We start from the raw sequence: 11,266 nt of genomic DNA on the forward strand, positions 1-11,266 counted from the left end.
TTTCTGAACACTCCGTCCAGTAACAATCTTGATGTATGGGAACGTAAATGCAGCGTTAGTGTCAGGTCAACGGTTCGCACGAAGAGGAAATAATCCGGCCATGAAGCCCGCAGCCCCGAAACCCGCCGAGGACCGCCGCGTCCGCCGCACCCGCCACGCACTGCGCTCGGCTCTCGTCGACCTTGTCCTGGACCACGGGTTCCACGCGATCACCGTGGAGGAGCTCACCGAGCGCGCCGACGTCGCCCGCGCCACCTTCTACGCCCACTACCGCGACAAGGAGGACCTGCTCGTCGATGTCGTCCGGGAACTCGCCGCGGACCGGGACCGGTTGCTGCCGGCCGTCGAACAGGCCCAGGCCCAGGGCTTCACCGGCCTGCCGGTTCTCTACATCTTCCAGCACGCGGAGCAGGAGAAGCCCGTCTACCGGGTCATCCTCCGGGGCGAGGGCGACGGCCGGGCGCTGCGGGAGTTCACCGAGATCATCTGCGACCGCGTCGAGCGCCTCTTCCGCGAACGCGCCGGAGAGCTCGGCGTCACCCCCCGCATCCCCTTCGACGTCATCGCGCGGGCATGGACGGGCGAGCTCATCGGGATGCTGACCTGGTGGGTGGAGAACGACACGGGCTACAGCGCGGCCGAGATCACCGGGCATCTGCGGGACCTGTCCGTGTACGGACGGGTGTGGGCCTCGGGGCTGACACCGTCGGACGCGCCGGGAGCCGTCGACAGCGCACCCTGACCGCTCGCCCCTCCCTCAGCCGCTCACCCCCCTATTTACTGAACACTTCGTATGGTATCTATCGGTACTTCAGGCCGCTGGACAACCGACAGGAGTGAGCGCATGACGCAGCCGGTGGAGATGTCCTCGTTGGGGGACCTCGTCTGGGCACGAGGTTTCACGGATCCGGCGTGGGTGCGCCGGCACAATGCCGCAGGCCGTGAGGCGGTGCCCAGCCGCCGGGTCTGGCGTGGCCGGAACCAGCCGTGGGAACTGCCCGCGACAGAGCGGGACTCCGGCATCGACAGCCTCCGGCTCACCACGCCGGACGGCCGCGCGATCCCTCTCCCCGAGGTGTTCGCCGCGGCCCAGACGGACGCCTTCGTCGTCCTCCACCGGGGCACCGTCGTGCACGAGAGGTACCTGCACGGCTACGAGGCCCACGTGCCGCACTTCAACGCATCGGCGGCGAAGTCGTACGCAGGCCTGCTGGCGGCGGTACTCGAACACGAGGGACTGCTCGACCGGACGGCCCGGGTCACCACGTACGTCCCCGAACTGGCGGGAACCGCCTTCGGCGAGGCCGAGGTCGGCCACCTGCTCCACATGGGCACGCGGATGAGTTACGCGGGCCGCCCCTACGACAAGGCGCTCGAAGCCCAGCGCTACGCCGCCATCCTCGCCCCGCGACTGCGCCCGTACGGCTACACGGGCCCGGTGACCATCCGCGAACACCTCGCCACCGCACGGGCGACCGGCGCCCCCGGCGCCGGGTTCCGCTACGAGAACGGCAATGTGGAGGCGCTCGCCGAAGTCCTGCGCCGGATCACCGGAACAACCACATCCGCGCTGCTGTCCGAACTCCTCTGGTCCCGCATCGGGGCGGAGGAGGACGCCTACTACATCCTTGACTCCGAAGGCGCCGAGGCCGCCTGCGGCGGTTACAGTGCGACAGCGCGGGACGTGGCCAGGCTCGGCGAGATGATCCGCTGCGGCGGTGCGGCCGGCGACCGGCAGGTGGTGCCGGAGTCCGTCGCCGCCGGCATCACCGCCCCGGTCCCGGAGTACACCCGGCGCGTCCGCTTCCCCGCGGCCCCCGCGACCACGCCCGCCACCCTCTCGTACCACGACCTGTGGTGGATTCCGAACGACCCGCACGGCTCCTTCATGGCCAGCGGCATCCACGGCCAGCGCCTGTTCGTCTCGCCCGGACTCGACCTCGTCATCGTGCACTTCGCCTCCCAGGTCATGTCACCCGCGGTGCCGCAAGTCCCCCTGATCGAGGCCTTTCTGCTGGTGGGCGCCCACCTCAACGGCACCCGTCCGCACAGCTGAGGGGCAGGCCGTCCACCGGGTGCGCCGGGGGCCGCCGCGCGCCCCGGCTACCAGGGGGCGATCGGCTGCACCCCCACCCGGCGCCCCTCGGCGTCGAGCAGATGACCCATGCGTTTGACCGTGTGCAGGCCGACGATGCGGTCGGTCACCGTGAGGGTGGGCAGCCGGGCGCACAGCGCGGTCTCACGGCGCTGGATGTCACCGAGGTCGTGCACCCAGAGCGTGACGAATATGTTCGCGGGACCGGTCACGGCCGCGACCAGGCGGCATTCGGGCAGGGCGGCCAGGGTGCGGTGGACGGTGCCGATGTCGCGCGCCGGCACCTGGCCGAGCAGCGAGACCGGGACCGGATGCCCGGCCAGCGCGGAGGCGATGTCGCAGCGGAAGGTCAGGACCGACGAGTCCGTGAGACGGCGCAGCCGGCGGCGGACGGTGGCCGGGCTGGCGGCCGTGCGCTCGGCGAGTTCGGCCAGCCCGAGCCGGCCGTCGCGGACCAGCTCGTCGAGCAGGGCCCGGTCGACGGCGTCGAGTGCGAGCGTACGGGCGTGCTCCCCCACCGCCGCCGGGCTGCCGAGCGCCGTCAGCTGGGCGGGGGCCAGGGAGCGCAGCCGCCAGCGGCTGCCCTCGACATACAGCGACGTGGCGAACAGGCAGGTCACCGATGTGATGCCCGGCATCGGGTCCAGCTTCTCGCTGAGGAACCGGCTGAGCGCCGTCAGATCCGGAGCGAGCACATCGAGCAGCAGATCGGCGGTGCCGTGGCCGGTCAGCTCGATCGTCACGGCCTCCGGGAGCGCGCTCAGCTCCGCCATCAGCCGGGGGCGGTCCCTGGGGAGGCAGCGCAGCAGGACGAAGGCCGAGCAGCGGTTACGGGAGAACTCGCGCCCGGGCGCCGCGTACACCCAGGCGAGCCCCTCGCCGGTCAGCCGTTCCCAGCGCCGGGCCAGCGTGCCCGCGGTCACGCCGAGCAGCGGCGCCAGCTCCGACCAGGAGGCTCTGGGCCGCAGCTGGAGGGCGTTCACCAGGGCGAGGTCGAGTTCGCTGGTGGTGACCGTTTCTCGCATCACAAGGCCTCCCTACGGACGAATCCATGAATATTCGAGGTCGTTCGTGCCTCGGCCCGCACAGTAGCGACGACATTCGGTTCCGGCCACCCATGATCCACCGGCCCCCAGTCATCCAGAGGTGAAGCTGTGCTTCCACGTATATCGGGAACGGGACGCGGATCCGGAACTCTGAGTTCCGGACCGGGCATGCTCGCGACGATGGCGTTCGTGATCCTGCTGAGCGGCATCGCCCAGGGCTATCTGACGCCGCTGCTGCCCGCGGTGGGCCTCAGTCTGCACATCAGCACCGTGGGGCAGAACAACATCTATCTGCTGTCCCAGGTGGCCTTCGCGGTGATGACACCGCTGCTCTCGCGCCTCGGTGACCTGTACGGGCACCGCAGGCTCCTGCGGGTGTCCATCGCGATGGTGGCGGGCGGCTCGCTGCTGATCGCCGTGCATCCGGCCACCGTGACGCTGGCCGTCGGGGTCGTGCTCCAGGGCGCCGTCGTCGGCTTCTTCCCGCTGCTCGTGGGCATCCTGCGCTCCCGCGCACCCGAGCGGAACCGCAGCGGGATCTCCCTCCTGGTGGGGGTCCTGCTTCTGTCGATCGGCGTGGGGGGCCTGGTGGCGGGCGCGCTCAGCGAGCGGCACGCCGAGGCCGGACTGTGGACGGCAGTCCCGGTCGCCGCCCTCGCCGTGGTGGCTGGAATTGTGCTGCCCGCCAGCGACGCACCACGCGGCGGCCGCTTCCACTACGGGGCGGCCGTGCTGCTCACCGCGGGTCTGGTGGCGCTCGTCCTGGTCCTCGCGCAGGGCGGTACGTGGGGCTGGGGAGCACCTCGTACGCTCGCTCTCGCCGTCGCGGCCGTCGTCCTCCTCGCGATCTGGGTGACGGTCGAGCGGCGCTCGGCGAACCCGCTGGTCAGCGTGCGAATGCTGAGCAATCCCCGGCTCGCGGTGGTGAGTTGCTTCACCTTCTGCGCCTCCTTCGGCACGATCGGCTTCCTCGGCGCCAACGCCCTCTTCCTGGGCGCTTCGCGGTCCGCGACCGGTTACGGCATGGACCTGGGACCGCAGGCCATCGCCACGATCTCGCTCGCCATGGTGACCGCCGGATTCGCCGGTTCCGCGCTGACCCCGCGCCTCACCCGGCAGCTCGGCGACCGCGCCGTGCTCGCCTCGGCCGGCGGCCTGGTCGCCATCGGCTTCCTGGGGATGATCCTCTTCCACCGCACCCTCACCCAGTACGTGATCTGCGCCCTGGTGGTGGGGCTCGCCACCGGACTCTTCGAGTCGATCACGCGGACCCTGTCCGCCGAGGCCGTCGCGGAACAGGAGACGGCCCTGGCCGTCGGCCTCAACGAACTGGCCCTGTCCCTGGGCGCGGCCATCGGCGCCGCCGTGATCGGCGCGTTCTTCGCGGCCCACGTCAAGGCCGGCACCACACACATCGCCGAGTCCGGCTACCTGTGGGGCTGGGGCGCGTGCGCCGTCATCGCCCTCGCCGGCACGGCACTGGCGCTGCGCTACCGCAGCCCGCGAGAGACCGACCCCGCGCATGAACAGCACCTGACACAGAGCGGAGAGCTCGCATGACGGACACCCCCGACGTTCGAAGGACCGTGGCCGAAGCGGTCAGCTCCTGGAGCGAGCAGCTCGTGGCCCTCAGCCACGGACTGCACGACGAACCCGAGACCGCTCTCCAGGAGCACCGCGCCGCCGCCAGGATCGGGAACCTGCTGGAGACGGCGGGCTTCACGGTCGACCGGGGGGTCGCGGACCTCCCCACGGCCCTCGTCGCCACGTGCGGGACCGGCGACCTCGTCATCGGGTACTGCGCCGAGTACGACGCCCTGCCCGGCATCGGCCACGCCTGCGGGCACAACGTCAACGGAGCCTCGGCCGTCGGCGCCGCCCTCGGCCTCGCCGCCGTGGCAGACGAACTCGGCCTGACGGTCAAGCTGATCGGCACACCGGCCGAGGAGGACATCGGCGGGAAGGTACTCCTCCTCGACGCCGGAGTCTTCGACGACGTGGCCGCAGCGATGATGGTGCATGCCGCGCCGGAGGACAGCGTCGGCGCCTCCTCACTGGCCATCGGCTCCTGGGACATCACGTACCGGGGCAAGCCGTCGCACGCCGCGCTCGCCCCCTGGGAAGGGGTCAACGCCCTCGACGCGATGACCGTCGCGCAGACCGCCGTCGGGCTGCTCCGCCAGCAGTTGCCGCCCGGTGTGGTCGTCCACGGCATCGTCACCGACGGCGGCCAGGCCGTGAACGTCATACCGGCCCGCACCCGCGCGCGCTGGGAGGTCAGGGCCCTGACGGTGGAACAGCTCGCCGAGGCGTGGCAGCGGGTACGGGCCTGCTTCGAGGCCGGGGCCCTCGCCACCGGGGCCGAGCTCGAAGTGGCCCCGCACGGAAGGGACTTCGCCGATCTGCGGCAGGACGCCGACATGACGCAGGCGTACGTGGAGGCCCTCGGCGAAGTGGGGCGCACGGCGACACTGCGGCACGGCGAGTCGATGGCGTCGACCGACATGGGCAACGTCTCGCGGCGCGTACCCACGATCCACCCGACGATCGGCTACGAGACGGGCGGCGCCAGGCAGCACACCCCCGAGTTCACCGCGTACGGCAAGAGCCCGGGCGCCGACCGGGCGGTACTGGACGGCGCCACGGCCCTGGCCCTGACGGGCACCGCTCTGGCGGCGTCGCCGGCCCGGCGGAACCGGCTGTTGGAAGGGGTGCGGGAGCGGCAGCCGAGCCGGGCGAACCACCAGGCGGCGCAGCAGCCCGCCGGCACGGAGACGGCCGCGCGCGCCGCTGCCGGGGCCGCGTAAGGGCCGCACGAGGGGGCGTCGGGCCACGCGTCGCCGCGACGGGGGGGACGTCAGGCCGCGCGTCGCTGCCGCACGGCGTTGATCCGTCGCATCCCCGCGAAGACCGGCAGGACGGCTGCCACCAGCACCTGCAGGGTGCAGCCTGTGACCATCAGCGACTCACCGCCCGCGATACCGGTGGCCCAGGCCACCAGGCACCCGATGTTGGCCGATCCCCACACGATGGTGGCCACCGCCAGCTTGCCGGTGGGCTTCGGGTACTCGACCCGGCTCACCATCAGCCAGGCGACGCCCAGGACTGCGAGCAGGGTTGGCACGAACGGCAGTTGAAGCAGGACGATCGAGACGACGGTGAGGGCGGCGAAGGGAATCGGCATGCCCTGGAACATGCCGTCCTGCATCGTGGTGCAGGAGAACCGGGCCAGCCTCAGCAGCCCGGCCAGCAGCACGGCGAGGCCGGCCACGACGACGAGGCCCGGGTAGTCGGTGCCGCTGACCAGCCCCCAGACGACGACGAAGTAGGCCGGTGCGAGACCGAAACTGATCAGGTCGGAGAGGTTGTCGAGCTCGGCCCCCATGCCGGAGCTGCGGAACCTGCGTGCGACCAGCCCGTCGCACAGGTCGAACAGCGAGGCCATCAGCATGAGCAGGACCGCGGTGGCACCGGCCTGGCGCACCTGCCCCACTCCCTGGCCCGGACCGTCGCCGAGGTAGGGGACCAGGACGTTGGTCGTGATGAAGTACACCGAGGCGAAGCCGCATACCGCGTTGCCGAGGGTCAGCACATCGGCGATCGACAGCCGCGAAGGGGACACCGTGTTCTGAGCGTGCTCAGCGGGTTCCTCTGTTGTCCATGACGCCGGAAGCTCGGAATCGGTAACGCTCAACGGTCTCTCCTTCTGGACTCTCTGGCAGGGGACGGAGCCGACCGTGCGGATGGCCGCAGCCGGGCGGCGGCGCCGGTGGCCAGGACGGTCGAAGCCCTGACCGTACAGCCGAGCAGCACCGTCGGCCCAATGCACCGATCAGACCGGGATCTCGGTCAACCAGTCCATGTACTGCGGGGATTGATCCCGGTCGGCGGGATGGTCACCACTCCGGGCCAAGGCCACGGATCAAGAGCCGGACCGGAAATGACACCCTTGCCGCTTCCTTGCGTACGTCATACGCTGAGCGTACGCGATACGCCTCGCGTGTGGCGTACGCACCTCGAAGGGGAGAGCGATGAACACCAAGACCAAGGCAGGAACCAAGGAGTGGGCGGGCCTCGCGGTCCTCACCCTCGGGTCGCTGTTGATCATGCTGGACATCGGCGTGCTGAACTTCGCCGTACCGGCCATGAGTGCCGATCTGCGGCCCAGCGCACCCGAGTTGCTGTGGATCATGGATATCTACCCGTTCGCACTTGCCGGGTTACTCATTCCGATGGGGTGGGTGGGCGACAGGATCGGCCGGCGCAAGCTCCTGATCACCGGTGCGCTGCTGTTCGGCGCTGCCTCGGCCTGCGCGGCCATGGCGACCACCCCCGAGGCCCTGATCGCCTCCCGGGCCCTGCTCGGTGTGGCGGCCGCGCCGGTGACACCCACCGTGCTCGGAATGATCCGCGTCATGTTCGACGACGCCGACCAGCGCAGGACCGCCATCGCGGCCTGGACCGGCGTGCTCACCAGCAGCACCGCGTTCGGCCCCGTCATCGGCGGCCTGTTGCTCAATCACTTCTGGTGGGGGTCGGTCTTCCTCATCAACATCCCGGTCATGGTCCTGCTGGTGGCGCTCGCGCCGTTCCTGCTCCCCGAGCACCGCGACCCGTCGCGCGGCAAGCTGGACGCGATCGGTGCCGTGCTCTCCTTCGCGGCGATCCTCACGGTGGTGTACGGCGTCAAGGAGTCCGCCGTGAACGGCTACAGCCCGAGCGCGGTGCTCAGCATCGCCGCCGGGCTCGCTCTCGGCTTCGCTTTCGTACAGCGCCAGCGCACGGTGGCCGGCCCGCTGCTCGACCTGGAACTCTTCCGCTACCGGGCGTTCAGCGGTTCGGTGGCCATCACCCTGATCGTCCACGGCACGCTCATCGGCATCAACCTGCTGGTGAACCAGTACCTGATGTCCGTCCTGGGGATGCGCCCCTTCACGGCGGCCCTGTGGTCGCTCGCGGCGTTCCCGGTGGTCGCCATGGCCGCGCCGATCACGGCCACGTACTCACGCCGCGTTCGCCCAGGCAACTTCCTTGCCTGCGGCATGGTGGTCATGGCGGTCGGCTGCGGGCTGCTGTTCTTCGTCCGGGCGGACTCCCCTGTGCTGTTCGTCATGGCGGGTGTCGCCCTCATCGCTGCCGGTCTGCTGATGGTGAAGGCACGGGTCGCCGACATCGTCCTGACCGCCGCGCCGCCCGAGCGCGCCGGCTCGTCCGCGGCTGTGTCGGAGACCGCCAACGAACTGGGCAACGCCCTCGGCTTCGCCGCCTTCGGCACCATCGGCCTGGCCGTGTTCCACCATCGGATGGCCGACGTACATCCCCGCGGCCTGTCCAGCAGCGATCTCGACGCGGCCCGGGGCAGCATCGGCGGCACCACGTCGGCGGCCGGCCGGCTGACCGGCGGGACCGCCGACAGCCTGCTGCACGCCGGACGTGAAGCCTTCACCCACGGTCTCGACCTGGCGGCGCTGACAGCTGCGGGCGTCCTCGGGGTGACCGCCGTGCTCAGTGCGATCCTGTTGCGCAAGGAGCCGATCGCCGCTCCCGCACCGGCCGGGGCGGCCGGGGCGGCCGGGGCGGCCGGGAGCGTGCCGCCCCGGGTGGCGGATGCCGCACGGTGAGGACCGGCACGGCTCCGGCGGTGTCCCGTCCGCGACCGGACGGGACACCGCCGGACAGTAAAATCCAGCGAGGAACGACGGACCATGCAGACTGGAGCCAGGTGAGGCGGGACGCCTGCGAAGGCCGCGCCGCCACCGTGCGGTCGTCCGCGCGCCATCACCTTCCATTCCTCTCCCCCGAAGGCGAGCATCAGGTGAGCACCGTAGACAAGGGGAGCGCCCTCCCGCCGAGCGTGGCACGGCTCTGGGAGTCCCGGCGCCGTGTGCCCCGGAGCTCCCTGCCCGAGCTGAGCCAGGAGCGCATCGTCGCGGAAGCGGTCAGGTTCGCCGACTCCGACGGCCTGGCGAAGCTGTCCATGGCCCGGCTCGCCGAACGGCTGGGCTGCGCGACCATGTCGCTGTACCGCCATGTGGCGACAAAGGACGACCTGCTGGTCTTCATGCTCGACACCGCGTACGGGAAGCCGCCCTTTCCTGAGACCCCGGTGGAGAACTGGCGTGCGGGACTGGAGCGTTGGACGACCGAGCTGCTCGCCGTCTACCGCCGCCACCCCTGGATGCTGCAGATCCCGACGGCCGGCCCGCCGCTGGAGCCCGGGCAGCTGTCCTGGATGGAGTGCGGGCTGCAGATGCTGCACAGCACCGGGCTCAGCGCGACCGAGAAGTTCTCCGTCGTGCTCCTCATGAACGGCTATGTGCACGCCGGTACGAAGCTGTCCACGGCGGCCCTGCAGCTGCCGGGCGACGACGGGGCCACGATGCCGCAGTACGGACGGCTCCTGGCGAAGCTCGTGGACGCGGACCACTTCCCTGTCCTGAGCGAGCTCATCACGGCCGGCGTCATCGACGCCCCCACCGATGAGTTCGTCTTCGGACTCCAGCGGGTCCTCGACGGTGTCGAGGTCATGGTGAACGCGCGCCAGGAGAGCCCGGGGGCCTCCTGACGCGCGTCAGACACGCGCGCATCAGGCACTGGCACGTCGGGCTCGGCGGAATGTCAGACCTGTCTGCCAGGCTCCGGTCATGGAGATGACGCTGCAACTGACGATCGACTGCACCGACATACAGAGACTGGTGGCGTTCTGGAGCGAAGCTCTGGGATACGTACCCGAACCTCCGCCGGGCGGCCATGCCACGTGGCGGGAGTACTGGGCGGCCATGGGGGTGCCCGAGGAGGAGTTGCCTGCCGGTGCGGGCGACACCCCGGAGTCGATCGTCGATCCCGCAGGGCAGGGGCCGCGGGTGTGGTTCCAGCAGGTGCCGGAGCTCAAGGCCGCCAAGAACCGGATACACCTCGACCTGAAGGTCGGCGGCGGGCGCGACGTCCCGTTGACGGTCCGCACCCAGCGGGTCACCGCCACGGTGGAAAGACTGACCGAAGCCGGCGCCGGAGTACTCCGGATCACGGATGAGCCGGACATGGGGCACTACGGCGTCGTACTGCAGGACCCGGAAGGCAACGAGTTCTGCGTGGTCTAGGAACCGTGGGCCGGACAGCGGTGGCGGCCGACGGCTCGGCTCACATCGTGGTGTCGCGTGCGGCGACCACCGCTTCCACCAGGCCGAGTCCTTCGGCGCGGTGTGCCGCGATCGCGTCGAACCAGCCCCGCAGAGCGGACCGGACATCGTGTACGAACTGCTGCGCGGCCGGGGCGAGTACCCCGGAGCGGTGCACGACTCCGAAGGGGGACTCGATCAGGGGGTCTGTCTCGACGACGCAGGCGCCGGCGTCCAACGCGGTCGCGCACATGCGCAACGGCAGAAAGGCCTGGAACCCCGAGCCCAGCACGAAGGCCAGCTGTGCAGTCCGGCTGGGGACGTTGGCCCCGATCACCGCCTCGATCCCGTGCGCGGCCAGGGCCGTGCGCACCGCGTCGTCCTCGTTGGGGGCGGCCTGCCGGCAGGCCAGTGGCAGGTCACCGATTTCCGAGAGGGGGACGCTGCCGGCCTCCGGCGGCCGGTGCCCCTGCGGCCGTACCAGCAGCAGCCGTTGCACGCCCAGCTCGACGAAGTGGAGGTCGCTGCGGAGTTCGGACTCCAGGGTGAATCCCAGCTCGGCCTGGCCGTCCGCCACCGCCGTGACGAGTTCGTGCCGGGATCCGACCTCGCTGATGTCCAGCCGGACGGCCGGGTACTTGTGGGTGAACCCGCCGGCCCAGGAGGCCACCGCCTCACCCGACATGTCCGGCGTGCACATCACAGTGAGGACTCCCCCGCCGACCTCGCGGGCGCTGCGCATGGCGTCCTGAGCGGCGACCACGTCGTCCAGCACCCGGCGGGCCAGCGGGACAAGTTCCAGGCCCGCGGAAGTGGGCACGAGACGGCGGCCTGTGCGGTGGAACAGGGAGACCTTCAGCTCCCGTTCCAGGGCACGGATCGAGCTGGAGACGGTGGGCTGGGACAGGTAGAGCCGCTCTGCGGCACGGGCCAGACCGCCGTGGTCCACCACTGCCATGAAGTGCTCCAGCTGTCGCAGTTCCACGGTGGTCCCGCTCCTTTCCCGC

General features: G+C 70.7%; 10 protein-coding genes. 7 read left to right on the forward strand and 3 right to left on the reverse strand.

Going from position 1 to position 11,266, the window contains the following annotated elements:
- Nucleotides 1-100 precede the first annotated feature (100 nt).
- Together OG210_RS03795 and OG210_RS03800 are read left to right on the forward strand one after the other, a co-directional pair.
- A complete protein-coding gene (locus OG210_RS03795; protein WP_328332425.1) occupies nt 101-742 on the forward strand; it encodes a TetR/AcrR family transcriptional regulator in 642 nt (213 codons plus the stop codon).
- Nucleotides 743-844: 102 nt separating this feature from the next.
- The gene (locus OG210_RS03800) at nt 845-2,056 is read left to right on the forward strand and encodes a serine hydrolase domain-containing protein (RefSeq protein ID WP_371534980.1); all 1,212 of its coding nucleotides are present in this window, start codon (nt 845-847) and stop codon (nt 2,054-2,056) included.
- A gap of 47 nt (nt 2,057-2,103) precedes the next feature.
- Here the strand turns inward: OG210_RS03800 and OG210_RS03805 are convergent, their stop codons facing one another.
- The gene (locus OG210_RS03805; protein ID WP_328332421.1) at nt 2,104-3,120 is read right to left on the reverse strand and encodes an Lrp/AsnC family transcriptional regulator; all 1,017 of its coding nucleotides are present in this window, start codon (nt 3,118-3,120) and stop codon (nt 2,104-2,106) included.
- A 201-nt stretch (nt 3,121-3,321) separates the two neighbouring features.
- Between OG210_RS03805 and OG210_RS03810 the strand changes: the two genes are divergently transcribed.
- Nucleotides 3,322-4,701 (forward strand): MFS transporter, encoded by a 1,380-nt coding sequence (locus tag OG210_RS03810; RefSeq protein WP_328332419.1) that lies wholly within the window; start codon nt 3,322-3,324, stop codon nt 4,699-4,701.
- Nucleotides 4,698-5,948 carry an amidohydrolase gene (locus OG210_RS03815; RefSeq protein ID WP_328332417.1) on the forward strand — a complete coding sequence of 417 codons (1,251 nt, stop codon included), beginning with the start codon at nt 4,698-4,700 and terminating at the stop codon, nt 5,946-5,948. Before OG210_RS03810 ends, OG210_RS03815 begins: the two co-directional genes overlap by 4 nt.
- Before the next feature lie 50 nt (nt 5,949-5,998).
- On the opposite strand, the gene pssA is transcribed toward OG210_RS03815, so the two are convergent.
- Complete coding sequence (gene pssA / locus OG210_RS03820) at nt 5,999-6,835, reverse strand: CDP-diacylglycerol--serine O-phosphatidyltransferase (RefSeq protein ID WP_371534981.1); 837 nt, start codon at nt 6,833-6,835, stop codon at nt 5,999-6,001.
- A gap of 337 nt (nt 6,836-7,172) precedes the next feature.
- Here pssA and OG210_RS03825 point away from each other — a divergent pair, with 337 nt between their 5' ends.
- The 3 genes from OG210_RS03825 (at nt 7,173) to OG210_RS03835 (ending at nt 10,241) form a co-directional block, all read left to right on the forward strand.
- Entirely contained in the window at nt 7,173-8,762 is a 1,590-nt protein-coding gene (locus OG210_RS03825; protein WP_328332413.1) for an MFS transporter, read from the forward strand.
- Nucleotides 8,763-8,956: 194 nt separating this feature from the next.
- Nucleotides 8,957-9,706, forward strand: a complete 750-nt coding sequence (locus tag OG210_RS03830; RefSeq protein WP_328332411.1) for a TetR/AcrR family transcriptional regulator — start codon at nt 8,957-8,959, stop codon at nt 9,704-9,706.
- Nucleotides 9,707-9,785: 79 nt separating this feature from the next.
- Nucleotides 9,786-10,241, forward strand: a complete 456-nt coding sequence (locus OG210_RS03835; protein ID WP_328332409.1) for a VOC family protein — start codon at nt 9,786-9,788, stop codon at nt 10,239-10,241.
- A gap of 40 nt (nt 10,242-10,281) precedes the next feature.
- Here the strand turns inward: OG210_RS03835 and OG210_RS03840 are convergent, their stop codons facing one another.
- A complete protein-coding gene (locus tag OG210_RS03840; RefSeq protein ID WP_328332407.1) occupies nt 10,282-11,244 on the reverse strand; it encodes a LysR family transcriptional regulator in 963 nt (320 codons plus the stop codon).
- Nucleotides 11,245-11,266: the final 22 nt, after the last annotated feature.

The organism is Streptomyces sp. NBC_00466 (genome assembly GCF_041433995.1).
Lineage (GTDB): Bacteria > Actinomycetota > Actinomycetes > Streptomycetales > Streptomycetaceae > Streptomyces.